This is a genomic window from Methylobacterium sp. CM6257, from assembly GCF_054611515.1.
This window is the reverse complement of sequence record NZ_CM137735.1, coordinates 6,275,813-6,300,621: the sequence shown is the minus strand read 5'-3', so window position 1 is coordinate 6,300,621 and position 24,809 is coordinate 6,275,813. Positions and strand designations below refer to the sequence as shown.

At 70.0% G+C, this 24,809-nt stretch carries 26 protein-coding genes; 14 read left to right on the top strand and 12 right to left on the bottom strand.

Features of this window, described 5'->3' with window-relative positions; translation table 11 throughout:
• Positions 1 to 2: 2 nt before the first annotated feature.
• Together mgtA and ACYCO6_RS30670 are read right to left on the bottom strand one after the other, a co-directional pair.
• Complete coding sequence (mgtA, locus tag ACYCO6_RS30675; RefSeq protein ID WP_459766436.1) at positions 3 to 2,657, bottom strand: magnesium-translocating P-type ATPase; 2,655 nt, start codon at positions 2,655 to 2,657, stop codon at positions 3 to 5.
• Positions 2,658 to 2,747: 90 nt separating this feature from the next.
• Positions 2,748 to 3,116 (bottom strand): SPW repeat protein, encoded by a 369-nt coding sequence (locus ACYCO6_RS30670; protein ID WP_459766434.1) that lies wholly within the window; start codon positions 3,114 to 3,116, stop codon positions 2,748 to 2,750.
• A gap of 536 nt (positions 3,117 to 3,652) precedes the next feature.
• On the opposite strand from ACYCO6_RS30670, the gene ACYCO6_RS30665 reads away from it, so the two are divergent.
• On the top strand, positions 3,653 to 4,315 hold the full coding sequence (locus ACYCO6_RS30665) for an RMD1 family protein (protein WP_459766432.1): 663 nt from the start codon (positions 3,653 to 3,655) through the stop codon (positions 4,313 to 4,315).
• Here ACYCO6_RS30665 and ACYCO6_RS30660 read toward each other — a convergent pair.
• Positions 4,305 to 4,871 (bottom strand): flavodoxin family protein, encoded by a 567-nt coding sequence (locus tag ACYCO6_RS30660; RefSeq protein WP_459766430.1) that lies wholly within the window; start codon positions 4,869 to 4,871, stop codon positions 4,305 to 4,307. The genes ACYCO6_RS30665 and ACYCO6_RS30660 overlap by 11 nt on opposite strands.
• A gap of 206 nt (positions 4,872 to 5,077) precedes the next feature.
• Between ACYCO6_RS30660 and ACYCO6_RS30655 the strand changes: the two genes are divergently transcribed.
• The 5 genes from ACYCO6_RS30655 to ACYCO6_RS30635 all read left to right on the top strand — a co-directional run bounded on the left by ACYCO6_RS30655 (position 5,078) and on the right by ACYCO6_RS30635 (position 10,330).
• On the top strand, positions 5,078 to 5,899 hold the full coding sequence (locus ACYCO6_RS30655) for a universal stress protein (RefSeq protein ID WP_459766428.1): 822 nt from the start codon (positions 5,078 to 5,080) through the stop codon (positions 5,897 to 5,899).
• Positions 5,900 to 6,237: 338 nt separating this feature from the next.
• A complete protein-coding gene (locus ACYCO6_RS30650) occupies positions 6,238 to 6,657 on the top strand; it encodes a CBS domain-containing protein (RefSeq protein ID WP_459766425.1) in 420 nt (139 codons plus the stop codon).
• A gap of 289 nt (positions 6,658 to 6,946) precedes the next feature.
• Positions 6,947 to 7,477, top strand: coding sequence for an Hsp20/alpha crystallin family protein (locus tag ACYCO6_RS30645; RefSeq protein ID WP_459766423.1), 531 nt, complete (start codon positions 6,947 to 6,949; stop codon positions 7,475 to 7,477).
• 101 nt (positions 7,478 to 7,578) lie between these two features.
• Entirely contained in the window at positions 7,579 to 9,597 is a 2,019-nt protein-coding gene (locus ACYCO6_RS30640) for an erythromycin esterase family protein (RefSeq protein WP_459766421.1), read from the top strand.
• 40 nt (positions 9,598 to 9,637) lie between these two features.
• Positions 9,638 to 10,330, top strand: coding sequence for a dienelactone hydrolase family protein (locus ACYCO6_RS30635; RefSeq protein WP_459766418.1), 693 nt, complete (start codon positions 9,638 to 9,640; stop codon positions 10,328 to 10,330).
• Positions 10,331 to 10,482: 152 nt separating this feature from the next.
• Here the strand turns inward: ACYCO6_RS30635 and ACYCO6_RS30630 are convergent, their stop codons facing one another.
• From ACYCO6_RS30630 to ACYCO6_RS30620, 3 genes are all read right to left on the bottom strand, one after another.
• Positions 10,483 to 11,040 carry a hypothetical protein gene (locus tag ACYCO6_RS30630; RefSeq protein ID WP_459766416.1) on the bottom strand — a complete coding sequence of 186 codons (558 nt, stop codon included), beginning with the start codon at positions 11,038 to 11,040 and terminating at the stop codon, positions 10,483 to 10,485.
• A gap of 162 nt (positions 11,041 to 11,202) precedes the next feature.
• Positions 11,203 to 11,547: a hypothetical protein gene (locus ACYCO6_RS30625; protein WP_459766414.1), complete on the bottom strand. Its 345-nt coding sequence runs from the start codon at positions 11,545 to 11,547 to the stop codon at positions 11,203 to 11,205.
• Positions 11,548 to 11,617: 70 nt separating this feature from the next.
• Positions 11,618 to 12,268 (bottom strand): BON domain-containing protein, encoded by a 651-nt coding sequence (locus ACYCO6_RS30620; protein ID WP_459766412.1) that lies wholly within the window; start codon positions 12,266 to 12,268, stop codon positions 11,618 to 11,620.
• Between the two features lie 243 nt (positions 12,269 to 12,511).
• Between ACYCO6_RS30620 and ACYCO6_RS30615 the strand changes: the two genes are divergently transcribed.
• The 3 genes from ACYCO6_RS30615 to ACYCO6_RS30605 all read left to right on the top strand — a co-directional run bounded on the left by ACYCO6_RS30615 (position 12,512) and on the right by ACYCO6_RS30605 (position 14,432).
• Entirely contained in the window at positions 12,512 to 12,766 is a 255-nt protein-coding gene (locus tag ACYCO6_RS30615) for a hypothetical protein (RefSeq protein WP_459766410.1), read from the top strand.
• 120 nt (positions 12,767 to 12,886) lie between these two features.
• Positions 12,887 to 13,453 carry a YbhB/YbcL family Raf kinase inhibitor-like protein gene (locus ACYCO6_RS30610; protein WP_459766408.1) on the top strand — a complete coding sequence of 189 codons (567 nt, stop codon included), beginning with the start codon at positions 12,887 to 12,889 and terminating at the stop codon, positions 13,451 to 13,453.
• A gap of 103 nt (positions 13,454 to 13,556) precedes the next feature.
• Positions 13,557 to 14,432 carry a Crp/Fnr family transcriptional regulator gene (locus ACYCO6_RS30605; RefSeq protein WP_459766406.1) on the top strand — a complete coding sequence of 292 codons (876 nt, stop codon included), beginning with the start codon at positions 13,557 to 13,559 and terminating at the stop codon, positions 14,430 to 14,432.
• A 69-nt stretch (positions 14,433 to 14,501) separates the two neighbouring features.
• On the opposite strand, the gene ACYCO6_RS30600 is transcribed toward ACYCO6_RS30605, so the two are convergent.
• On the bottom strand, positions 14,502 to 14,885 hold the full coding sequence (locus tag ACYCO6_RS30600) for a DUF6455 family protein (protein ID WP_459766404.1): 384 nt from the start codon (positions 14,883 to 14,885) through the stop codon (positions 14,502 to 14,504).
• A 130-nt stretch (positions 14,886 to 15,015) separates the two neighbouring features.
• The gene (locus ACYCO6_RS30595) at positions 15,016 to 15,246 is read right to left on the bottom strand and encodes a hypothetical protein (RefSeq protein WP_459766402.1); all 231 of its coding nucleotides are present in this window, start codon (positions 15,244 to 15,246) and stop codon (positions 15,016 to 15,018) included.
• Positions 15,247 to 15,409: 163 nt separating this feature from the next.
• Between ACYCO6_RS30595 and ACYCO6_RS30590 the strand changes: the two genes are divergently transcribed.
• A complete protein-coding gene (locus ACYCO6_RS30590; protein WP_459766400.1) occupies positions 15,410 to 15,622 on the top strand; it encodes a hypothetical protein in 213 nt (70 codons plus the stop codon).
• 57 nt (positions 15,623 to 15,679) lie between these two features.
• Here ACYCO6_RS30590 and ACYCO6_RS30585 read toward each other — a convergent pair whose 3' ends face one another.
• Positions 15,680 to 17,515: an AMP-dependent synthetase/ligase gene (locus ACYCO6_RS30585; protein ID WP_459766398.1), complete on the bottom strand. Its 1,836-nt coding sequence runs from the start codon at positions 17,513 to 17,515 to the stop codon at positions 15,680 to 15,682.
• 2 nt (positions 17,516 to 17,517) lie between these two features.
• A complete protein-coding gene (locus tag ACYCO6_RS30580; RefSeq protein WP_459766396.1) occupies positions 17,518 to 20,427 on the bottom strand; it encodes an AMP-binding protein in 2,910 nt (969 codons plus the stop codon).
• A gap of 275 nt (positions 20,428 to 20,702) precedes the next feature.
• On the opposite strand from ACYCO6_RS30580, the gene ACYCO6_RS30575 reads away from it, so the two are divergent.
• Together ACYCO6_RS30575 and ACYCO6_RS30570 are read left to right on the top strand one after the other, a co-directional pair.
• On the top strand, positions 20,703 to 21,071 hold the full coding sequence (locus ACYCO6_RS30575) for a hypothetical protein (RefSeq protein WP_459766394.1): 369 nt from the start codon (positions 20,703 to 20,705) through the stop codon (positions 21,069 to 21,071).
• A gap of 158 nt (positions 21,072 to 21,229) precedes the next feature.
• On the top strand, positions 21,230 to 21,628 hold the full coding sequence (locus ACYCO6_RS30570) for a group III truncated hemoglobin (protein ID WP_459766392.1): 399 nt from the start codon (positions 21,230 to 21,232) through the stop codon (positions 21,626 to 21,628).
• Positions 21,629 to 21,728: 100 nt separating this feature from the next.
• Here the strand turns inward: ACYCO6_RS30570 and ACYCO6_RS30565 are convergent, their stop codons facing one another.
• Positions 21,729 to 22,043, bottom strand: coding sequence for a hypothetical protein (locus ACYCO6_RS30565; RefSeq protein WP_459766390.1), 315 nt, complete (start codon positions 22,041 to 22,043; stop codon positions 21,729 to 21,731).
• A 146-nt stretch (positions 22,044 to 22,189) separates the two neighbouring features.
• Here ACYCO6_RS30565 and ACYCO6_RS30560 point away from each other — a divergent pair, with 146 nt between their 5' ends.
• The gene (locus ACYCO6_RS30560) at positions 22,190 to 22,429 is read left to right on the top strand and encodes an alpha/beta fold hydrolase (RefSeq protein ID WP_459773788.1); all 240 of its coding nucleotides are present in this window, start codon (positions 22,190 to 22,192) and stop codon (positions 22,427 to 22,429) included.
• Between the two features lie 148 nt (positions 22,430 to 22,577).
• Here the strand turns inward: ACYCO6_RS30560 and ACYCO6_RS30555 are convergent, their stop codons facing one another.
• Positions 22,578 to 22,988: a DUF6894 family protein gene (locus ACYCO6_RS30555; protein WP_459766388.1), complete on the bottom strand. Its 411-nt coding sequence runs from the start codon at positions 22,986 to 22,988 to the stop codon at positions 22,578 to 22,580.
• Positions 22,989 to 23,981: 993 nt separating this feature from the next.
• On the opposite strand from ACYCO6_RS30555, the gene ACYCO6_RS30550 reads away from it, so the two are divergent.
• Positions 23,982 to 24,764: a PAS domain-containing protein gene (locus ACYCO6_RS30550; protein WP_459766386.1), complete on the top strand. Its 783-nt coding sequence runs from the start codon at positions 23,982 to 23,984 to the stop codon at positions 24,762 to 24,764.
• Positions 24,765 to 24,809 lie beyond the last annotated feature (45 nt).

Sequence of the window (24,809 nt, the reverse complement as noted above, 5' to 3'; positions counted from 1 at the left end):
GTTCAGGCCGGTCTGGATCGGCGCCGCCCCCGCGCCGGGACGCGGCGCGGGCCGAAGGCGGCATGGCCGCCGAGCACGAAGGGCTTCACCAGTTCGGCGAGGACCAGGTAGGTCACCGTGATCCCCAGGATCGCCAGGAGGATGGGGGCCTGCGGCGGCGCGAAGCCGAACCAGGGACCCACCGGCGTGAACGGCAGCGCGAGGGCGACCGTGAGGGCGGCGAGCGAGGAGGTCGCAAGCGCGGCGCCGGGCCGGTCGCGCCAGGGGCGCCCGCTGGTGCGAATGACGAAGATCACGAGGATCTGCGTCGCCATCGATTCCATGAACCAGGCCGTGCGGAAGGTCTCCGGCGCCGCGCCGAAGACGACCAGCAGGAGCGCGAAGGTCAGGAGATCGAACAGGGACGACAGGGGGCCCATCACGGCGGCGAAGCGGACGAGGCGTCCCATGTCCCAGGTCTGCGGCTCGGCCGTGGCCTCGGGCCTCACCCCGTCGAAGGGGATGCCGACCTCGGACAGGTCGTAGAGCAGATTGTTCAAGAGGATCTGGGTCGGCAGCATCGGCAGGAACGGCAGGGCCACCGAGGCGGCGGCCATGGACAGCATGTTGCCGAAGTTCGAGCTCGCGCCCATGCGGACGTATTTCAGGATGTTCGCGAAGGTCCGGCGTCCTTCCGCCACGCCGTCGGCCACGACCTCCAGATCGGGGGCGAGCAGGATCATGTCGGCTGCCGCCTGCGCGACGCCGGTGGCGCCCTCCACCGACAGGCCGATATCCGCCTGCCGCAGGGCCGGCGCATCATTGATGCCGTCGCCCAGGAAGCCCACCACCGCGCCGTCACTCTTCAGGGCGCGCACCACCCGCACCTTCTGGTCGGGCGTGAGGCGCCCGAACGCGTCGACCGCGCGCACGCGCACGGCGAGCGCCTCGTCGCTCAGCGCCGCGACCTCGGCCCCGGAGAGCGTGGTCTTGCCCTTCAGACCGACGAGGCGCGCGAGGCGATGCACCACGACCGGATCGTCCCCGGACAGGATCTTCACGCGCACGCCCGCCGCCGCGAGGCGGGCGACCGCCGCCGCTGCGGTCGCCTTGGGCGGGTCCGCGAAGGCGCAGAAGCCTTCCAGGACCAGACCCGTCTCATCCCCCGGCGTCACGCCGGCCGGGCCGGCGCGCGAGGCCACCGCGATGCTGCGCAGGCCCTCTCCGGCGAGCGCCCGGACGCGGTCGAGCGCCGCTGCACGCTCCGCCTCCGTCATCGGCCGGTGCCCGTCGCCGTCGCGCCGGTGCGTGCAGACCGCCAGCACCGCTTCCGGCGCGCCCTTCACGATCAGGATCGCGCCCTCGGGACCCTCCGCCAGGACCGAGCCGGAGCGCCGGGCGAAGTCGAAGGCACGGCGGCCCGCGAGCCGCCACCCGGCGGCGGCTTCCGGAACCGCACGGATGAGGGCGGCATCGAGCGAGCCGCGGTCGCCGCCGAGATCGGCCGCGACTGCGGCGAGCCGGGCCGGCCGCGGATCGTCGCGACCGGCACCGTCGAGGCTGCGGGTCAGGGTGATCTCCGCGGCGGTCAGGGTGCCGGTCTTGTCGGTGCACAGGATCGTCATCGCGCCGAGGTCATGAATGGCGGCGAGCCGCTTCACGATGACCTTCCGCCTCGCCATGCGCAGGGCGCCCCGGGAGAGCGTCACGGTGGTGATCATCGGCAGGAGTTCGGGGGTGAGCCCGACCGCCAGCGCCACGGAGAAGAGCAGCGAGTCGAGGACGGGGCGGCCGAAGGCGACCCGCAGGGCCAGGACGGCGACCACGAGGGCGATCGTCATCCGGGCGACCACCAGACCGAACTCGCGCAGGTCCCGCTGGAACGGCGACGCGTCCGGGGCCTCGCCGAGGGACGCGGCGGCCGCGCCGAACATCGTGGCCCGGCCCGTCGCGGCGACCAGCGCGACGGCTTCCCCGGTCTGCGCCACCGCCCCGCGGAACAGTGCGTTGGAGGCCTCCGCGGGGTTCGCGGCGGTGACGGCGCCGGGCCGCTTCTCCACCGGATAGGGCTCGCCGGTGAGCGCCGCCTCCGCGGCCGTGAAGGCGGTGCTCTCGACGACCAGGGCGTCGGCCGGGACGATGTCGCCGGCCCGGACGCGGATGAGGTCGCCCGGCACAACCGCCTCCACCGGGATCGTGGTGTAGACGCCATCGCGGCGGACCTCCGCCTTGAGGGCGACCGAGCGGCGCAGGGCCTCCGCGGCCCTGAGCGCGTGCCCCTCCTGCACGGTGTCGAGGCCGATGGAGAGCGCGAGGATGATCGCGATGATCGCGCCGCCGATCCAGTCGCCGGACAGAGCCGAGACCAGCGCGGCCACCAGCAGGATGAGCGAGAGCGGCTCGAGGATTCGCCGCAGGACGGCGCCGAGATGAGTCACGACGGCGGCCGGGGCGTCGACATTCGCCCCGTATCGGACCAGACGACGGCCGGCCTCCTCGGCCGAGAGACCGCCGGGTCCGCAGCCGAGGGTCGATGCCAGGGCCTCCGGGGTCGCAGTCCAGAAATCCGGGACCAGGGGCGGGACGTGGTGATTGTGGGCGCGCGCCGCACGGAGCGGCCATCGAAGACGCTGCGTCCACGACAGCGATGGGGAGACCCCGGTCGGTGCGGCGGTCATCCAGACCTCGATCCTGGGCCCGGTCCGGGCACCGCTGAATTCATGCGCGCCGCGATCTCCGCGGAGTTCCGGCCGGGAGCGAAGGACCGCTCAGACCTCATAGGCCGACGGAGACTCGCGCAGGCGCCACAGTTCGGAGCTCGCCGAAACGATCAGCGCGACGCCGAAGATCACATGCGCCCACGTCGCCACGGCGGCCTCCTGAAAGCCGAGCGCCCAGGGGGCCAGGCAGGTCCAGATCCCCGCCGCCGCGATCGCGTAGACCTCCCAGTCATAGGTCTGCATCAGCGCCAGCACGGCGAGGATCACGGCCGTGGCGCCGAAGATCCAGGCGTTCCAGGCTGCGAAGCTCTCGGCCGCGAAGCCGAAATACCAGGGCGCCACGATCAGACCGATCCCGAGCAGGAGACTCCACCCGTTCAGGAAGAAGTCCTCCGGCTGATTGTCGATGGTGCGCATCGTCCGCTCCCTCCATAGGCACGGCGCGAGCGTCGCCGTGCCGGCCGGAACCGTGTTGCAAGGGGCGGCGCGGGACCTTGAGCTAGATCAACCAGGGGGCTCCGCGTGGGGAGCGGTCCGGGCGCCGCAGCGTCTCCTGCGCCGCCCTGCCGCCCGTTCGGCCAGGAATCCGCCAGGAACAGGCTCGGCTGTCCGGGCTTGTCCCACACGGATCGTCCGGCGCGGGGGCGACGGTCGGGGCGCTCCGGCGGACCAGGGCGGGGCCGCGCCCGGAACAGGCAATCTGCGGTGCGTCGAGGCCGACTCTGCGCTGCCTGCCCCGGGCTGCTGAACCGGGCGCCGGGTCCCTCACGCGGCCCGGCGCCGTATCAATGAGGTAGGGGGCTCCGCTGAGCCAGGACACGCATCCGGTCGAACCGCAACGCCTGATCGCCCGCGCGCGCATTCTCGGCGACCGCATCGATACGGCGGGCCTCGAACGCAACGACACGCTCTCGAACAATCCGCTCGCCTTCCGGGCGGGGCGCGGCTTCGCGGTGGTCTTCCGCTACGGGGCCGTGGTGACCGTCGGGCTGTCCCCGATCGAGGAGGACGAGATCGCCGCAGGCCTGCGGTCGCGCGTTCGTGGTCCCGTGACGCGGCCGGAAGAGGAGACTGCCGCGATCGAGATCGCGCCGGATCACGACGATCAGGTCGCGCCCGGCGGCAGAATCGCCATCCGCCAGCTGACGCCCGAACGCCTGATCGTCATCGCCGACATCCTCGCCAAGAGCACCGCCCTGGCGCAGAACGAGATCGAGGTCGCGGCTGTCTTCGACGTCATCGAGCCGCTGGCGCGGCGCCTGGCCGAGAAGGGGCGCGCGTCGGGCGGCCCTCGGGCCGTCCTGAAGCATATCGGTAGCACGCTGCTCGTCCAGCACCGGGTGTCCGGGCGGGTGGCGGTCGAGGAGAAGCCCGAGGTGCTGTGGGATCAGCCGGGCCTGGAACGTCTCTACGCCCGCATCGAGGACGAATATGAGTTGCGTGAGCGGACGGCCACCCTGCATCGCAAGCTCGCCGTGATCGGCGAGACGGCGACCGCGCTCACCGACCTGATCCACACGAATCGCTCGTTGCGCTTGGAGATCGTGGTCGTCCTGCTGATCGCCCTCGAAATCGTGATCAATTTCCTCCCGCTGGTGCACACCCTCAAGCGATGAGGCCGCCACCCGGAAGGCCGTGCGCGCCGGGCCGACCCGCGGCGTCCCCGCCCGCGCGGGGGCGATCCTCGGCCGCTTCGCTCCAGGCACGGCGCGCCTTCCGCGCAAAGGCGTCCAAGGCCGAGCGATAGGCGCCGGTGAAGACCTGGCGTTGGGTCAACGAGAGGGCGGGAATGCCGGCGCGGCCGCTGATCTGCTCCAGCTCCCGGAAGAAGGATGTCTGCGGGCCGCCCGAGCCGGACACGGCGACGCCGAGCACGTGGGACAGCTCTCCGGCCTCGCGGAGGTAGGTCCGCATTGGCGCGGAAAGCCTTCCGGCCCATACGGGGGAGCACAGAACGACCGTCTTGAACTGCGCCGGATCGAAGTGTTTCCGGATCGGCGGGCCGACCCGGCGGAGCGCGTGCCAGATGCCTCTCATGTATCCGGCCGGCCCTGCGTAGGATGTCCCGGTCGTGACACGATCGAGGTCGGCGCCGAGCGTGTTCGCGAGCGCCTGGGCGACCACGCCGGTCGTGCCCGAGCGCGAATAGAAGACGACCAAGACATCACGCATCGCATGCCTCCGCGCGTCCGGGATGAGCGGCCAGAATCTGCCGGTGAGCCGGGTGCGGCTTTGAGGGACATCAAAATGCGACCGCCCGTGGGGCCGGTCCGCGCATCTTTGCGATGAATCAAGGCCGGCCAGCCCTGTCGGCGCACCCTGCGAGCCTGGACCGGTACGCGGATCGCGCTCCGGCCCGCCCCCACAGGATGCGCACCATGATCAAGGATCTGCTCATCGTCACGGACGCGGTCGGAGAGGCTGCCGGGCCCTACGCGCTGTCCCTGGCCAGGGAGGTCGGTGCTGCCGCCGGTTGCCTGTGCATCCAGCCGGACGGCGGCGGTGATGAGGCCGCCCTGGCGGAGTTGCCATACGACTTCGTCGCGTCGACGCGTGAGGCGGCCGTCGAGGCCGCGCGCGATGTCGCCGACGACCTGGCCTACGCCGCCAGAACCGCCAACGTGCCGATGGAGATGGAAACCCTGTGCGGCAGCGCGGGCGAGATCCGGAGCCGCCTTCTGGATCGGGCCCGCATGTCCGATCTCGTCGTGGTCGAGCAGGCGGATCCCGGCCGCGACAAGCCGACGGATGCCTATACCGAAGATCTTCTCCTCGGAGCGGGACGGCCGATCCTCGTGGTGCCGGCGCGCTGGACCCGGCCGGCGCGGTTCGGCGCCGTCACGGTGGCCTGGGACGGCAGCGCCTCGGCCGCGCGGGCGCTGTCCGATGCGTTGCCGCTCCTGAGCCGCGCCAATCGCGTGCGCGTCCTTACGGTGCAGACGGAGGCCGTCTCCGGCGTCAGCGAGGGCGGCCCCCGCTTGGTGAAGCATTTGGGCCGCCATGGCATCGCTGCCGATTACCGCGCGATCTTCAGCGGCACTTCCGTCACCGAGACCCTGCTGGCCGAAGTCGCGCAGGCCGGTTCGGACCTTCTCGTGATGGGAGCTTACGGCCATTCCCGCCTGCGCGAGGCCTTCCTCGGCGGAGCGAGCCGCGACGCCCTCCGCAGGATAACGGCTCCGACCCTGATGGCGCACTGAACCGAGGCGGTTCTCCCGAACCCGTCGTCTCCCGAACCTGTCGCCGCCTGTGCCGCGCCGGAGCATCCTCGCCTTCGCGCGGATCGGCAGGCCCGGGTTCCTGCGCCGACCCCACCGGCAAGCGCCCACACGGCCCGAGGACGTTCGCAGCCTCGCCCGGTGTTGCCGATCGGCTCTGGTTCCGGCCCCTGATTCACATGAATACTGGGGCGCAGCGGAGGTTATTCTGTTGACCTGCATCAAAGCCGGCCGTTTCGACCGGCGGGAAGGTTCGACATCGTGGCCGCCCGGGGTTGATCTGCGGGCAGGGCTGAAATGATCGGCATGAGGGCAGGCTCATGAAAGTCAGTGACGTCATGCACAAAGGTGCGACTTTCGTCGCGGCCGAGACGCGCGTCGATGTGATCGCGAGGCAGATGCGGGATGCCGATGTGGGTGCGCTCCCCGTGAAGGCGGACGGCCACTTGGTCGGTATCGTCACCGACCGCGACATCACGTGCCGCGCCCTGGCGGACGGCAAGGACCCGCAGACCATGACGGCGAACGACGTGATGACCACCCGGGTCGTCTGCTGCGCGCCGGATGACGATCTCGCTCAGGCGATCAAGATCATGGAGAACAAGCGGATCCGCCGACTTCCGGTTATCGACGCGCACCAGAAGCTCGTCGGCATGGTGAGCCTCGGCGACATCTCGCACAAGGTCGGTGCCGGGCTCTCGGGCGAGGTTCTGCGCGCTGTATCCGCGCATCACCGCTGAAGCAGCATCGCCGCGCAGACCGCCCGGCGAACCGGAGGCTGCCGTGCCCCATAGAAGAAACGCAGCCTGCCACCGCGGGTATGCTACGCAGGCGGATTCCGCGCGCCGATAATATTGGGGCTCCCTTGTCTTGGTGTCTGTGCCTTTAGTCCTCGACTATTCGTGCTCAGGAGTGCCGGTCGACATTGAAATTCATTCTGCGAGCGCGGCTGATCTTGAGATGGATCAATGCTGCGTCGGTGGGCTGGCCGTACCAATGCGGACCGCTTTTTCAGAGGAGGCATTCAACATGGCCGAGTCGGGTACAAGAGTAGCGGTCAGCAGCGACGGGCCTGAGCGCGCGTCCGCACCGGCCGAGTGGCGACCCTTCGAGAATGTGCGCCGGGACATCGATCATCTCATCGATGATCTGGCGCGCAGCCTGAAGCGCGTGCCCTTCGATTTCCTCGGGGCGGCCACCACGCCGTTCACCAGCGGCGCGATGTGGCAATTGTCTCCCGTGGCCGACATACAGAACAAGCCGACCTGTTATGAAGTGACGGCCGAGCTTCCCGGCATTGATGAGAAGCATATCGAGGTCAAAGTCACCGACGGTATGCTGACGATCAAGGGGGAGAAGCGGCAAGAACAGGACCGGAAGGGCGAGGGCTTCTACCTGTCCGAGCGCCGGTTCGGCTCGATCGAGCGCGCCTTCCGCATGCCGCCGGGCGTGGACGCGAGCAAGATCGAGGCGGTCCTCAAGAACGGCGTGCTGACGGTCACGCTGCCGAAGACCGCGGAGGCGAAGACCGAGAAGACGATCGCCGTTCAGGCCGCATAGCCGGCATCCGGACGCGTGTCCGGGGTGGGCCCGGCGCATCGGGTTACCCGCCCCGGCGAACGACAATCCTCTTCCAAGAACTGCGCAGCGGGAGGGTGGTGATGGCCGAGCGCATTTTTCGCGACCGCGCCGAAGCGGGGCGCGAGCTCGCCAAGGAGCTCGCCACCTTCGCCGGGCGCCCCGACGTCGTGATCCTGGCGCTGCCGCGCGGCGGCGTTCCGGTGGCGGCCGCGGTGGCTGACGCGCTGCACGCACCCCTCGACGTGTTCGTCGTGCGCAAGCTCGGTGTGCCGGGCTACGAGGAGCTCGCCATGGGCGCGATCGCCAGCGGCGACGTGCGGGTGCTCAATCACGACATCGTCGCGTCCCTGAAGGTCCCCCCTTACCTGATCGAGGCGGTCACCGCGCAGGAACGGGAGGAGCTCCTGCGGCGCGAACGCGTCTATCGCGGCGGTCGCGCTCCCGCCGAGGTCAGCGGGCGGACCGTCATCCTGGTAGACGATGGCCTGGCCACCGGCGCCTCGATGCAGGCCGCCATCCAGGCGATCCGGCAGCGCAATCCGAAGGAGGTGGTCGTGGCCGTGCCCACCGCCTCCCGCGAGACGGTCGAGCGCCTGAAACACGAGGCGGATGCGGTCATTTGCACCGACCTGCCCGAACCGTTCTGGGCGGTGGGCGCCGCGTACCGGGATTTCACGCAGACGAGCGACGACGAGGTGCGTCGCCTGCTCGGGCGCGCGCAGGCCTCGGGCGCGGGCAATCCCGCCGCGGCGGGCACTGACGATGAGCCCGACGCGGCGATTCTCCGGCGCCTGCGCGACGCGGCGATCCCCCTGGCGGGCGGCCCGAATGAGTATAATCCCCTGCTGGCGCTGATCGGCGATGCCGGCTTCGCGCTGCTCGGCGAAGCCTCCCACGGAACGCACGAATTCTACCGGGAACGGGCGGAGATCACCCGGCGGCTGATCATGGACAAGGGGTTCGGGGCCGTGGCTATCGAGGCCGACTGGCCCGATGCCTGGCGGGTGAACCGCTATGTCCGCGGCGACAGCGACGACCTCGACGCCGTCGAGGCGCTCGCCGGCTTCCGCCGGTTCCCGACCTGGATGTGGCGCAACACCGAGATGGTCGATTTCATCGAGTGGCTGCGCACCTACAATCTGGGCAGGCCGGCTGAGGCCCGGGTGGGCGTCTACGGCATCGATCTCTACAGCCTGCGCGCCTCGATGAAGGCGGTGCTCTGCTGCCTGCAAACGCTCGATCCGGCCGCGGCCGAGGCGGCGCGCGCGCGTTACGCCTGCTTCGACCGGTTCGGCGACAGCGGGCAGATTTACGGCTTCATGACCGGGCTGAAGGGCATCGGATCCTGCCAGGAACAGGCCGTAGCCCAGCTCCTGGCCCTGCAGCGGCGCACGGCCGATACCCTGGCGTGGAGCGGCAGCACCGACGACGAGGAACTCTTCAACGCCGAGCAGAACGCGCGCGTCGTCAAGAGCGCCGAGGCCTATTACCGCACGATGTTCCTCGCGGAGGTGTCCTCCTGGAACCTGCGGGACCGCCACATGGCCGAGAGCCTGGAGCGGCTGGTGGCGCATCTGGAGCGCCGGCCTGGCCCCGTGAAGATCGCCGTCTGGGCGCACAACTCCCATCTCGGGGACGCGCGCGCCACCGCGATGGGCGAGCGGGGCGAGCTGAACCTGGGGCAGCTGCTGCGGGAGCGCTACGGCCGTGCCGTCGTGAACGTCGGCTTCACCACTTATGCGGGGACCGTGACGGCCGCCTCCGACTGGGATCAGCCGGCCGAGCGCAAGCGTGTCCGGCCTGCGCGCCCCGGCAGCTACGAGGCCTTGTTCCACGCCCTCGGCGCAGGCCGCTTCCTGCTGCCCCTCACGGCCGGCAGCGAGGCGGCGCAGATGCTCCGGGCGGCCCGCACCGAGCGGGCGATCGGCGTCATCTACCGGCCCGATACGGAGCTGCAGAGCCATTACTTCCGGGCCTGCCTGCCGGATCAGTTCGACGCGATCCTCCACTTCGACGAGACCCGCGCGGTGACGCCTTTGGAACGGACGGCCGCCTGGGATGCGGGCGAGGTGCCGGAGACCTTCCCGGTCGGCCTGTGAGCCGCCGGCGCGATTCTTCACTCCAGCGACGGAGCTGGCCATGGACGAGATTCTCGCCCCGCGCGAGCAGCAGATCCGGATTCCGGCCGCCGCCGCGTTCCTGGATGCCGACCTGCGCGTCCCGCGAGATCCCGGGGGCGTCATCCTGTTCGCGCATGGCTCCGGGAGCGGCCGGTTCAGCCCGCGCAATCGCAGCGTCGCGCAGGCCCTCAACGCGGCGGGCTTCGCGACGGTGCTGGCCGATCTTCTGACCCCGGACGAGGAGACGGCCGACCGCCGGACCGGTCGGTTGCGCTTCGACATCCCGTTCCTGGCCGCGCGACTGCACGCGGTGGCGGCGTGGCTTCCCGGCCAGCCGGACCTGCGGCAACTGCCGCGGGGCTATTTCGGCGCGAGCACCGGGGCCGCGGCCGTGCTGGTCGCGGCTGCGGCCGAGCCGGATCTGGTCGGTGCGGTCGTGTCGCGCGGCGGCCGGCCCGACATGGCGGCCGCGGCCCTGCCGCGCGTGCGGGCGCCGACGCTGCTGCTCGTGGGCAGCCGTGACCCGGAGGTTCTCGCGCTGAACGAGGCGGCCCTGGCCCGTCTGACCTGCGTCAAGCGCCTGGTCGTCGTACCCGGTGCGTCGCACCTCTTCGAGGAGCCGGGCACGCTCGAGACGGTGGCGCAGCACGCGGCACGCTGGTTCCGGGAGCACCTGAAGGTCCGCACCTCCGGCGCCCCGGCTCCGCTTTGACGGCCCGGCGATCCCGGAATGCACCGTGGATCGCCGGGGACGGCAGCGCTATCGGCGCCCCTCCGCCGGCCGGAGAGCAGGCTCGGGCATTCGGCGAATCCGCCGGGAAGCCGAATGCCCCCTTTTCGGCACCCTCGCGCCGCTGCGCGGCGCTAGCTGCTCGCGAGGGTCTCGGTCTCCGCCTCGGTCGTCTTCCCGAGGCCCAGCCACGCCTTCATCGCTGCGGGCAGGAAGCGGGCGTTCCTCTTCTCCGGCTTTGCCGGGGGGCGCACCGCTTCCAGCCGGGCAGCCGCCACGTCCATCCCGAGCGGGTCCGCCTGCCGCCCGATCGCCAGGGCACCTTCGAGAGCGGCGAGGCCCCGGTCGAAGGAGAAATGATAGCGCAGCGTCCGATCGAAGTTGATGTGCTGGTCGATGTAGCGGGCGCGCTCAAGCTCGATCTCGGGCGTGTCGGCACAGGCCAGGCGGGTCACGAACGGCAACAGGCGCGCCCGCTCCTCGTCGGTGGCCTCGTCGTTCAGACGCATGGCAAACTGACAGATCGGGCGCGAGAAGCAGTCCGGCATGCGGCCGACGGAGGCGACCGGCTGATAGGGAAAGCCGCAGGCGACGATCGCCGCCTCGTTGATGCAAGTCCCCCCGTCGGGGCCGGGAAACCGGTGCGAGCCCCGGAGAAGCTTCCAGTTCAGGATGTGATCGAAGTCGTCCATGGTGGCGAGTTCCTTCGACTGTTTTCAGATCTCATGCACAGATTTGCCGTATGGGGTTTCGGGTCTCGGAAGATGCGCGGCCGGTCGGCCGCGGGTGAAGTCAGTCGGGGCGTGGAGCCTGTTACGGAAACGCGGGACCCGGCCTTCCGGTGGCAGCACGCGCTAGACCATTTGTTCGCTGCTGTGGCTCATCCGGCGCGCAACGTAATCCGTCCGGTGCCAATGCTGGCCGAAGATCAACCAAGCCAGGCCGAAGCCGATCCCGCCGGCAGCGAACAGCGCCGTCAATGCGGCCGGATCCAAGCCGTTGGCCACCCGGCGGCTCAACTGATGCTCGTGCGGTCCCGACAGGAGCGCCTGCCGCAACGCTTCGGGGCTTTTCAGGATGTCCTGCAAGGCCCGTCTAACATGGTCGCCGATGCGGCCGGCTAACCGGTCATCCTCATGGGCGCGCTCCCCGCGCATGCCCTCATGCTCGACGACGTCGTGTGAATGGCTGTCCGTCATAACGCGTCTCCATGGCTGTCTGCGGGTTCGTCGGCGATCGGGCGGGTGCGTCCCTGTCCGGTCGTTCCTGTCAGGCGAGGGCGACGATGCGGTCGTTGACGGCGCGCACGCCGGGCACGGACCAGGCGGCGCGCTCGGCGGCCTCGCGCTCGGCCCAGGCCGAGACGGCGCCCTCCAGGGTGACGGTGTCGCCCGCGACGCTGACCTTGATGGCGTCGGCCTCGAACAGCGCGCTGCGGCGGAACGCCTGCAGGATCTTGTCCTTGACCGCGCTGGGCGGGACCCGGGGCTGGACCGTGATCAGGTTGGTCACCCCGTGCACGCCCGACAGCTTGCGCACCGCTGCCTCGGCGGCCGCCACCTGGTACTGCCAGGCCACCGCGCCGGTGAGCGTGATCCAGCCGCCGGCGACTTTGACCTGGAGGGCGTCCTTGGGCAGGTGCACCGACCAGTCGATGATCGCCAGCGCCCGGGCGGCGATCTGGTCGTCGGCGACCTTCTTGTCGTCGGGGTAGCGGACCTGGATCTCCTGGGCGAGGGCGCGCACGCCCCGGACGCGGCGGGCGGCGCGCTCGGCCTCGACCTTCTCGGCGTAGCTGCCGACATGGCCGGTGAGCGTGACGACGCCGTCCGCCACGCTCACGCCGATGGCGCCAGCGTCCAGGCTGGGATCGAAGTCGAGCTCGTCGAGCACGGCCCGGCGCAGGTCCTTGTCGGTCATGGCGTCCCTCCCGGCCTGCCTCCCGCAGGCCCGTTCCGAAGAGGCTCGGCCCGAAGGCTCCCGGCCCGCAGCCTCGGGCGGACTCTGCCCGCCCTAGACCGGCGAGCCTTGATCTAGCGCAACACCAACCCCACCCACCGCACGCGCCAGCGCGGCGATGCCTGCTGAAGTCTTGAGGTACATCAATGTGTCGAACGATGATCGGCCTTTGATGTCGTATCAATCTCTTCGGCGGAGGTGGCGATGCGGTATCCTCTCGCTATTGGATATTTGATCGGTCTTTCGGTGGTGTTGCCGGATCTGGTCTCGGCTGGCGATGCGTCAGATCCGATGGAAGTTGCAGCCAATCGGAGCGACTACATTGCGAAGAGCGGCGCGACCGTGCCGAAGCCGGGCATGCTCGATGTCAACAAGAGCAACGAGATCCAGCGGCGCACGCCGGATCAGATCCGCGACGATGCCATCACGCGCGGAATCTGCGTCGGTTGTACGCGGTGACCCTCCCGCAATCCGTGGCGCGGACGCGCGACACGCGGGTTGGGTCGTTCGAGCGCATTGGTGCGGCGTGTCCGCGGGGCCATGCCCGGATCCGTCCTCCCAACCCTTGGGCGGATCGGCATGGTCGTCCCGGCTCCTGCGCTACCACACGAGGGCGGTTTGAGCGCGTTCGAACAGTTCTCGGTCGAAGATGACCGTCACAAAGGGGGGGCGACGATGGCCTTTGCCTTGAGCAGCCCGGCATTCGAGAATGGCGGCCCGATCCCGGATCGCTACGCCCGGCGCGGCAACAACGTGTCTCCGCCGCTGCAATGGACGGAGCCACCGCCCGGCACCCGAAGCTTCGTCCTTCTGATGGAGGATCCCGACGCACCGGTCCCGTCGTTCCGGCACTGGATCGTCTACGACATCCCGGCCGAGCGGCGGCATTTGCCCGAGGGCGGCAGCTCGGGAGCCCGGGTGGAAGGGCTGCGGCATGGGGTCAACGACTTTCGGAACCCGCACTACGACGGGCCGCAGCCGCCTGTCGGCGATCCGCCGCATACCTACCGCCTCCGTCTCGCTGCCCTCGGGGTCGGAACGCTTGGCCTCGAGGGGCAACCCTCGGCAGCGGAGGTCTGGGACCACGCGCGCGCGAACATCCTCAGCGAAGCCGAGCTGACGGGCACCTATCGGACGCAGGCATGAGCGGCACCCCGCCGCGCGGTTGATGGGCATCGATTCGGCCCGTCAGCCGGAGACCTGTTCGGCAGGCCGTCTTAAGCTTTGGAGGCTGCAGGGGAGGGCTGACTTGGTCGAGCACCTGATCCGCAAGCTCGGGACGTTCGCGCGCCTCAGCGACATCGATTGCCTCCGGCTCACCGAGGCCCTTGCGCCGGTGCGCAACGTGGCTGCCCGCACCGACATCGCGGTGGAAGGCGACTGCCTGAACGGCACCCAGTTCATTCTGACGGGCTGGGCCTGCCGCTATCGGCAATTCGCGGACGGGCGCCAGCAGATCGTCTCGATCCTCCTCCCCGGCGATCCCTGCGAGCCTGCTATCCCGTGGCAATGCCGGTGCACCCACGCCGTGGCGGCCCTGACGCCGGTCACTTTCGCCCAGATCCCGGCCTGCTCGCTTCGCGACCTGATGGCGAGCAGTCCGGCACTGGAGGAGGCGCTTCAGCGCGAGGCGCTGGCCACCGCGGCGATCCAGTGGGAGTGGGCGGTCAGCCTCGGCTGCCGCACCGGCATCGAGCGCCTCGCCCACCTGCTCTGCGAGCTGCACGCGCGGCTGGCCGCGGTGGGCCTCGCGGACGGGGATTGCTGTCCCATGCCGATCACCCAGAGCGATCTCGGTGATGCGCTGGGCCAGACCAGCGTGCACATCAACCGTACGCTGCAGGAACTGCGCCGAGGTCGCCTGATCGCCCTGAAGGGCCGGCGCCTGACGATCCTGAACCGGCGCAAGCTGGAGGAGCTCGCCCAGTTCAGGCCCGCCTACCTCTCCCGTGCCGAGCCGTCCTCCCGCCCAAGCGCCGAATGTGCGCCGCCGCCTCCCGGGCTCCCCTGTCCCGACCGCCATGGGCCAGGGGAGCACGGGCGGGATTCGGGCGGCTCAGCCTGCACGACGGTCGCGGAGGCCCATCGGGACGCTTGGCTCAGTCGCTTCGCTTTCGGCGTATGAAGCCTGCCTTGCGGTCGTATCCACCGGGCCTCCGGGATCGGGAGGTCACCGCGGCGCGGCCTGTCCGGCTCAGGCGGGCGCAAGCCGGCGGAGGCGCGGCGCGTTGAGGCAGAATTCCGGGTAGGTGCCGGCGGCCGTTCCCGAGGCGAGTTCCCGCAGGCAGCGGTCGCGCTGCTGGCAACGGCAGCAATTGGCCTCAAGCGCGTTCATGAGGTCAGGCTCGCTCAGCCTGATCGTCTCCGGATCGACGTGGAGGGTCCTCATCAGCCTCGCGAGATTGCGGAATCGCGACGGCGTGCCGGAGGTGTCGTTCTCCAGCATCGTCTGGACGTAATCGGAATCGATATCCTTCAGCTCATGGGCGGCGCCGAGGAGGGGCCCCCATTCTGCGGCGAGGAAAGGCACGATCCCGAACGGATCGAAGAACTGAGATTCCCTTGGGGGTTTGGCCATCACGCGCTCCGGCGGATCTCGAATGCAGGCATCCTGCACGCCGCAGCACGATGTCCCTTGATCCAACGCAAACCCGTTCCGAGGGCCGGCCTTCCCGCGGCCGCCAAGCTCGGCTGGACAGGCCCGCGCTTCAGACCGCCCCGACCGGCTGATCCAGCAGGAGGCCGTCGCGTCGCGCCCGCGCGACCACGAGACGTGCGGCCTTCCTGGCCCTTGCGGCTCGCAGCGCGCTCTCAGGCTGGCCATCGCGAAGCGCCCGGCAGGCCAGGGCCCGAAACCAGTTGGCATTGGCGATGGCCGTCGCCCGGCGGCCGGCAAAGCCGGTCGATGGGGCCGGGGCTGGGCGCGTGACTGTCACCATGATTCTGTCTCCCCCGAAAATAAGGGCCAGCGTCATCACGCCGGCACCGATATTCGCTGTCCGTCGCAGAGTAGAGTCAGCGCGCCCTGGCGCGGATTGACAGAGATCAACGCTGCCGTTCCCGGCTTCGGCTTCAAGCCCTCTTGCAAGAAGGGAGGTCGCGATGTCGCCATCGGATATTCGGCTTGCCGTCGAAGCCCACAAAGAGGCGGTCGAGGCGCTGTCCGGGTTTTTTGTCGAATTCCCCATGATTCCGGAATATATATCCAAAAATCATATCGCCTTTGAGGTCGCTCATCGCATCCGGGCGGGCATAAGATCGAAAGATCGGCTGGTCCGCTACGGAATCGAGGCGGTTCTGACGAACAAATACTGAGGGGCTAGGTCGGGCCGGAGCCGCGCTCGGACCGCCCTCCCGGAGCACCGGCCCTGCTCAGGGGGGCGGCGGCTCCGGTTCGCCGCGCAGGGCCGCCACCGCGTCCGCGAACCGGTCGAGCAGGGCGGCGCGTCGCAGCTTCAGCGTGGGGGTGAGCAGGCCGGCCTCGACGGTCCAGGGCGCCCGCAGGAGACGCACGGCCTGCACGCGGGCGGCGCGGGGGCAATCGTGCAGCGCCGCGGCGATCCGATCCAGCGCGGCCCGCCGGGCGGCCGCGTCGTCGAGCGCGCCCTCCGCTGCCGGGTCGAGACCGAGGTCCCGCGCGAGCTGCATCCACGTTGCCGCGTCGACCACGGCCAGGACCGACAGGCGCGCCTGGCCTTCGCCTACCACCATGGCCTGCCTGAAGAGGGGATCGCGCGTGATGGCGGCCTCCACGGCTTCGGGCGAGACCTTCTCGCCGGTCGACAGGACCAGGATGCCCTTGAGCCGGCCGGTGATGCACAGATCGCCCTTCCGCAGGACGCCGACGTCGCCCGTGTGCAGCCAGCCGTCGCGCAGGGCGTTCCGGGTGAGGTCCGGACGCCGCCAGTACCCGAGCATCACGCCCGGCGAGCGGACGAGGATCTCCCCCGACGCGCCGATGCGGATCTCCATCCCGGGCAGGGGCGGCCCGACGAGGCCCGGCCGCGTCCGGCCGAGCTGGAATCCCGTGACCGCCGAGGCCGCCTCGGTCAGGCCGTACCCCTCGACGAGGGGCAGCCCGAGGCTGAGGCAGAAGCGGGCGGTGTCCTCCGGGAGAACGGCTCCCCCCGAGACCGCGAGCCGCAGGCGGCCGCCGAACGACCGACGGATGGATCTCCCTACGATCCCACGCAGCAGGGTGCCGATGGCGGCCCGGGCGAGGCCGAGCCGCCGGCCGTCACGCCGGGCGGCGCAGAGGTCCCAGCCCCGGGCAAGCGCCGCGCGCAGCAGCCAGCGCGTCAGCCGCGTCCGTTCCGCCCGCTCCGTCACGGCGTGGCGCAGGCGCTCGAGGAGGCTCGGCACCACGAGCAGGATCGTCGGGCGGGCGAGGAGGAGATCCTCGCGCAGCTGCGCCACCGAGCGCGCGAACACGACCGGCGCCCCGAGGATCAGGGGCAGGTAGCAGCCGACCACGCGCTCGAAGATGTGGGCGAGCGGCAGGTAGGACAGGAAGACGTCCCGGTCCGAACCCGGGTTGCGGTCGAGGACCGCCTGCGCGACCGACAGCAGGTTGCGGTGCGAGAGCATCACGCCCTTCGGCGTGCCGGTGGTCCCGGAGGTGTACACGATGGTCGCCAGCGCGTCCGGGTCGAGGGCGGTGCGGGCACCCGGGGATCCGCCCGCGCCTGAAAGCCAGGCGCGCAGGCCCCGCAGGCGCGGATCCGAGGCGCCGGATCCGAGCGGCTCCTCGAGCACGATTACGCGCCGCACGGCGGTGCGCAGCTTCGCGCGATCGCCGAGGCTGTGCCAGTCCTCCGCCGCACGGACGACCACCACGCGGGCGCCGGAATCCGCCAGAAGGTCGGCCGCGTTCGCCCGGGCATCGTCGGGGAACAGCGGCACCACCACGAGGCCGAGCGACAGCGCGGCCTGATCGAAGGCCACCCACTCGACCCCGTTCGGCAGCCAGAGCGCGATCCGCTCACCCGGCCCGAGTTCCTCGCGGGCCAGGGCGGCGGCCCGTTCGGCGACCCGCCCGGCCATTGCGGCCCAGGTGATCGCCTCGAAACGGCCCGTGGCGGAATCATGCGCCATGTAGGCGGTCGCCCTTGGGCGGCGGGCAGCCTGGGCCTGGAGCAGGGCCGGGATCGTGCCCGCCGCGTCCGCGGGCGGCTTTGCGCAGATCGGTGCGTCGGGGTGGGCGCGCATGGTCAGGCCGGAGCCGCCGCGACGGGCGGCTCTCCCCTCTCGTGCGCTAGATCCGGCTCGCCGCACTGCGCGAGAATCGCCGCGCGCGCCCGGTCGCGGAGGCGGATCGCCGCGTGGAAATCCGCACCGTCGGGGGCGATCGGCGCACCGATATGGACGTGGATGGCGCCGCGACGCGGGAACCACTGATCGGCGCGCAGAACCGACCGCGTGCCCGCGATCGCGACCGGCACGACCGGGACGCCGGTTCGGCACGCGTCCAGGAAGGCGCCGGGATGGAAGCCGAGGAGGCCCGGGTTCCGGGTGAAGGTGCCTTCCGGGAAGGCGACCAGCTGCTCGCCCGCCAGGATCCGCCCGAGAGCGGCCTGCGCGTCCGCGATGCCGGCCACCGTGCCGCGATGCACGAAGGCCGTTCCGAGCCGCCGCAGGAAGGGCCCGGCGATGTGCTGATGGGCCAGCTCGTCCTTGGCGAGGAAGACCGGCGTCCCGGGCAGCACGGCCGCCAGCACGGCGCCGTCGAGATAGCTCGCATGGTTGGCCACGATGACGGCACCGTGCCCGGCGGCCGCGCCCGAGACGGTCAGCGGCGTCCGCGTGAGGCCGAAGAACGCGCGCAGGCCCGTCCGCAAGGCGGCGTAGCGCCACGCGCGGTTCGGCAGGAGGAGCACCAGTGGCCACAGGACGGCCCCGATGGCGACGAGGACGCTCCACCAGAGCGCCGCGTAGGCCGCCTCCGACCAGAGTCGCCCGATCCGGCGCAGCCGCGCCCCAGCCCCCGTGAGGGCGAGCCGGGCGAGCTGCGTCCGCAGGGCGGCTTCCGGCCGGCCGAGTTCGCCCGCCTCGTAGAGCGCCCGCGTCGCCGCGCGCCGGATCTTCCCGCTCGACGTCTTGGGCAGCGTGCGGGGCGGACACAGGACCACCGCATCGGGGGGCTGCTCGATCACGCCGGCGGCAGCCCGCGCCAGGGTGCGCCGCAGCTCCGCCAGGGCCGCCGCATCGGTCAGACGCGTCTCGGCCGCGAGGATCAGCCGTTCCGTCCCGCTTTGCGGATCGGGGCTCGCGAAGGCCGCGACGCAGCCCTTGCGCACACCGTCGAGCCCGCCCGCCACCTCTTCCAGTTCGTGCGGATGGATCTTCCGCCCGGCCCGGATGATGATGTCCTTGGTGCGCCCGGTCACGTAGACGTCGCCGCCCGCCATGTAGGCGAGGTCGCCGCTCTCCAGCCATGACCCGGCGAACAGGGCGCGCGTCACCTCGGGACGCCGGAAGTAACCGGTCGTCGCCGAGGGGCCCTTGAACTGCAGCCGGCCCTCCCGGCGCTCCGGCGCCTCGCGCCCGGCCTCGTCCACGATCCGGATCTGGTGGCCGCGCAGGGGGTGCCCGCAGGCCGCGAAGGCGATAGACCCTGCGGCGCCGGGCGGGGCCGGGCAGGCCTCGCCCGCGCGCGACAGCGCCGCGCGGTCGATCCAATCGATCTGCGGGCCCCGGCCGAGGGGCGGGAAAGCCAGGCCGACCGCGCATTCGGCGAGACCGTAAACGGGCGTGAGGGCGGAGGGGCGCAGGCCGAAGGCCGCGAAGCGCCGGGCGAACCGTGCGAGCGTGTCCGGGCTCACGGGCTCGGCCCCGTTGGTCAGCACCCGCAGGGAGCTGAGGTCGAGCCCCGCGAGGTCCTCGTCGCGCAGCGTCTTGAGGCACAGCTCGTAGGCGAAGTTCGGGGCGGCCGAGATCGTCCCGCGCTGCCGGTGGATCGTCCGGAGCCAGCGTCCCGGATCGGCCAGGAAGGCGAGGGGCGACAGGATCGCCGCCGGTGCGCCGAAATAGAGGCTCCCCAGCCAGCAGCCGATCAGCCCCATATCGTGGTAGAGGGGCAGCCAGCTCACCACCACATCCGCCGACGAGGCTCCTACCGCCTCGCCCATGGCGCGCACGTTGGCGAGCAGGTTGGCGTGCGTCAGCATCACGCCCTTCGGGTCACCGGTGCTGCCGGAGGTGTACTGGATCAGCGCGAGGCTCGCGCCCGTGGCTGGCACGGCCGCCGCCAGGCTGTCCCCCGCCGCGAGGTCCTCGGTGGTCGTCAGCACCCGCAGGCTCTCGACGCCGTCGCGCAGGAGCCGGGCGAAGGGCTTGATCGCGGCATCGGTGATCAGGATCTCCGGCGCGGCGTTCGCCAGGATGCCGACTTGGCGCTGCAGGTGATCCTGGATCTGGGCGCGCCGGAACGGTGGGTAGAGCGGGACCGGGACGCCGCCCGCCAGGATGGCGCCGAGAAAGGCCGGGAAGAAATCGGGCCCGGTCGGCAGCATGAGGGCGACCCGGTCGCCGAAGGCAAGACCGAGCTTCAGGAGGCCGGCCGCGACTTGGCGCGCGCGCTGGTCGAGGGCCGCGTAGGTGAGCACGGTCTCGGATCCGCCCTCCTGCTGCAATCGGAGATGGGGGCGGTCGGGGTGGTGGCGGACATGGAAGGCGAGCACCTCGGGCCAAGTGGCGGCCCGGTGCGGCTCGGCCGCCGGCGGCAGCGCCTCGGGGCACGGGGCGGCGACGGGTCCGCGCATGGTGCCGGCGGCCCGAACGGCCGCGAGCAGCTCGGCCGGCGTCCCCGCCTCGCCGATCAGCCGCTCCGGCAGCGACACCCGGAAGCTGCGCGACAGGCGCAGGAGCAGCTCGGCCCGCCCGAGGCTGTCCAGGCCGAAATCCCGTTCGAGGTCGCTGTCGAGGTCGACCGTGATCGATCCGCCGCGCTCGGGGTGCAGTTCGAGCAGGAGCGCCCGGACGAGATCCAGGACGGCGGCTCCGGTGGGTTGCGGCGCCGCATCGGCCCTCTCGCTCGGCAGGCGTGCGACGTTCGGCACGAAGAACTCCCGGATGCCGGGGCAGTGGCCTCGATGGGACAGGCCGTCGAATCCTCGGCCCAAGACTAGCCTCATTTTGCCGACGCGCGTTGATCCTCCTCAACAGATGGATGCGGCGCCAAGTCAGGTATGGGAGGGCCCATCCCTGCATGGCCGCGTCCCGGCGCGGGCCTCCGAAGAGGCGGGAGTTGAGCTTTGCCTCAGGCCGAAGAGGAACCGGATCCCTTCCAAGCGTTCGGGCTTTCGGCCGAAGTCACATTGATGTCGATCAAATGCGCAGGCCCAGGATGCAGGCTAACTGACCTGCACCGTCGCATGGAGGCCGGGAGAGAAGCACCATGCTCCGCCATGTCCTCATCGTCGTGCTTCTGGCCGGACCAACCGCGGCGCTCTCGCGGCCCGGGCGTGCACCGCCGCTCCCCTTCGCCCATGTCGACGCTGGTCGGCCCAGCGCTTGCGTGTGCGGCCCCGTCCGCCGGAGATCGGCTCAGGTCAGGGCCCGGCGGCCAAGCCATCTTGGCCGGACCGTCTTCGAAGGCGGGGTGCAAAGCCGGGGCCTGCGCGCCCGCCGGTTCGGCTATGGCGCGGCAGGATCGGTGATGGCGCTGGGTGTCGGCTACGCGCCCTGGAGCCGCTACGACGACTGTATCTGGGGCTTCGCCGGTGCCATCCCCCCGGCGCATTGCACCGACTACTACAGCTTCTGAGGCGAGGGGCGCCAAAGGCAGGATCCCGGCCGCGCGCGCTCCGGAGCACGATCAGACGCGCGTGTCCGATCCCTGATCCGCGCGTCCCATCGCGGCTCCCGCACCCGGTGGCCACGCGTCTCTTGAATCGGCCGGCACGTGTCGGCATCTCTGAAGCAATGCTCGAAGCCACCCTCGATGAAGCCAGCCTCGCCCGCTTTCTCGATGCCTTCTACGCGCGCGTGCGCCGCGATGCGCTGATCGGTCCGGTCTTCGCGGCTGCGATCCCCGATCCGGACTGGCCCCGTCACATGGCAACCATCCAGGACTTCTGGTCCTCGGTCCTGTTCAAGACCGGACGCTACAAGGGCAACCCGTTCGGCAAGCATCTCGCACTCGGCCGCCTGGAACCGGAGCATTTCGCGCGCTGGCTCGGCTTGTTCGAGGAGACGGCGTCCGCGCATTTCCCACGCGAGGTCGCCATCGCCCTGATCGAGCGCGCGCACCGCATCGGCGATAGTCTGAAGGCAGGCTTGTTCTTCCGGCCCGTCCCGCTGGGCGCGTCGGGCACAGCCTGAGCCGGGTTGTTGGAGCCTCCTGCCGTCTCACGGACACAGCAGGATGCTGTCGCTCTTTAGTGGTCGGCGCGTGTTCGAGCCGACGCGGCGAGAGGCCTGATCAGGCGGCTTGGCGCTCGGTGCTCACCGTCTTGTCGGCCCGCGACCGCGCGAACAAGGCGGCGCCCGCCTCGGGTCCTGCGGCCTTCACAAGCGTGGCCTCGTCGCAGGCCCGAGCCACCTTCAGGCCAAGCTCCACCAGTCGCCCATTCTCGGCGCAGTAGGCTGCGAGCCGCGCACGACCGTAGGCCGGCATGCGGGCGAGCATCCGCTCGCGCTCCTCGTCATCCGCGCGGAACAGCGCGGAAATGAGCCCGATCGGGACTGGATACTTCGCCAGGGCGCCTGGATGCGGTCGGTTCCCATCGAGCGCCATGAATACCTCGCTGCTGCGGTTGTGCGGCGAGGTTCTGCAAGCTTGGTTAACGATCGGTTGAGAGACATCGCCGGCGACCACCTGATCGGGTGGCGGACGACGTGATCGCACCCACCGACAGCTACGGCGCTGGCGCATTCGACGTGATGGGGCATGACTGGGGCGGCCTCGCCGGATGGTGGCTCGCCGCGCGATCTCCGGAGCGCGTTCGGCGCCTCGCCATTCTGAACGCCCCCATCCGGATGTGCTCGTCACCGATGCGCGCCGCCACCCGAGCCAGGCCCTCCGGGCCTTCCACTTCTGGGTTTTTCGTGTGCCTCGGCTACCCGATCCGTGCGCAAGGCCGGATCGCGTGGTTGCCCGGCCACGCACGGGATGCACCATGAAGAGCCAGACCGCGTCAGCGCCGCGCCGGCGAGTTGTCCCTGCGCCTTCGTGGCCTTCGCTCCCTCTGACCATCGTGGGCACTCGGCCTGGACCTGAGCCCAGCCGTTGACTCGATGGGGAGCGAGGGCGCTGATCGAGATTCTCGATTCACAGTGACGCCTGACCGACTCGTCGCGACAGCGCCAGAAGCCGTCTTGTCTCGGCCAGCGTGGCCCGCAGCGCTGCTCGCTCCTCGCGTATCGCGCTGATCAGGTAGGCCGTGCGCGCCATCTCAACCGCGGCGTCCCGCACCTGCGCTGCCGTGGACGGCGGAACGGGCTTGCGCCCGCAATCCAGAACCTCCGTGAAAGGCACTTCCATCAGCATGTTGCCGCTCGCGTCGGCGATCTCGAAGGCGTATCGGGCCGGGTTTTCCTTTCCCTGAGCCAAATCGGCGCTCATTGCCGGCACGGCGCGGTAGGCCTCGAGGTAGGCCGCCTCGATGCCGGAAAGCTCCAGGCCCGCGTCATCGCGCTCCAAGCCTCTCGGGCCGTGCAGGTGGAAGTAGAACAACGGCATCGACTGCTCGCGCTTGAACGGTCTTCCGCCATACCAACAAACGAAGTTGGTCCTGGATCACCGAAGCCGAGGCGGATCTCTGCACATCCATCGCCGGGGACGGCTCCTGCGCCTCAGGGGCGACCGAGAGCCGTTCCCGATCGCGTTGCGATCGGAAGCGGCTCTCAGGTCTTGATCTGACGCGCTCGCCTGCGCCGAACCGGCGTCCACTTCGGCGACGAGCGCTCGAAATCGAGTGCGACCCTTGGGAGGGCCGTTGCCCAGAGCGCAGGGCTATGGGGATGGTCGCTGCTCGACCGGGTGGGGCAGCATCCCCGGATGACTCGGGCGCTCTGGTGGGAGACGCTGGTCGCGGCTGCGATCCAGCGGGAGCGGACGGTCAACCTCGGCCAAAGCTGAGGCATGGAGCGGGCAGCCCTTTGTCCTGTGAGTTGTGCCTGCGCCTGCACGCGGAGCGTGAAAAGAGGAGCCATCCGCGTCGCTTCTCTCAAATGGGCAACGTGATTCAGGCTAGGGCGGGTCCGATGATTTGCTGGCATGCAGCATTCCTTCGAGCGCAGCCGTCAGTCCCGAGAATCCAACTCGCGATCTTGGAATTCATCCTGCTCATCGGTACAAAATCTCATTGCTTTGAGTCGGAAATCAATCTGTTCTGAAGGCGGTCGGGAGAATGAACTGCCCGAAAACGAGCAAAAATCCTCAATATGCTATTGAACGGCTTCGCCGCCTGTGCGAGACAGCGGCGTCCGGAACAGGACGATTCGAGAGAGCCCAGGCTGGCGTGAGCCGGTTATGGCGTCGAGGAGCGACCGCCCCTGGAAGCTCCGCGGCACAATCTCGCGTCGTTGGACGATCTGGAGTGTGACGCGTCCTGCGTCCGTGAAGAGCCAACGCCGCCCATAAGAGGCCGTGGCTCCCATGAACCCGCGACAGAGGGGGCGACCGGAATGCTTCGACGGGCATTTCATCGCCCGTCCGTCGAGGGAGAGCAGCATGTTTCCGGACGACGACAAATTCGAATCTGTCGGTCCCGATCGCGGCTGGAACTACGAGCCGCCCTGCAGCGACGTCTTCAGGGATTTCACTTCCCCTCTCTACACGACCGACGCGGACGGCTGGTTGACCTACTACAACGAGGCGGCAGCCGATCTCTGGGGCTACCACCCCGAACTCGGCAAAACGCGCTGGTGTGGATGCTGGCGTATTTTCACGACGGATGGCGAGGTGCTGCCACTCGATCAGTGCGCGATGGCCGTGGCCATCAAGGAGGGACGACCCGTGCGCGGCGCGCAGGCTGTCCTGGAGCGGCCAGACGGGACACGCATCCCGTTCATGCCCTTCCCAACACCCCTGCGTGACGCTTCCGGCGCTCTGGTCGCCGCATCCAACGTCCTTCTGAGGATCACAAGGATCAACTGGGCTGAACCGGCCGATTTTCCCGCCGGTCCGTGGGCCGAAACGATGCCGACCACGCTGAGAGCAGGTCTCGAACTCGACGATTTGACAGGTTCGCTCCAGACGACCCTGGCTACGCTGGCCGATGTCGAGTGCGATTATGAGAGTGATTGCGAGCGTCTCGAGGAGTGGTCCGGTTCAACCGAAGAGAAGGACCAAATCCTGCGCCAGCTTGAGCAGAAGCGGCAGCGGCTACGCGCTGCTCTGAGCAAGCGCGCCGAACATCTGAAGCGACAGGCCAGACGGTTCATCGGGCGGCAGCCAGCAGTCGTGACGCGACGGCCGGCACGCGTTTCAGCGGCGCACTACAGGTTCAACTGATCGCCTTCCTGCATTGCTCGGCCCGATCAGAGGGGGGCATGCAAG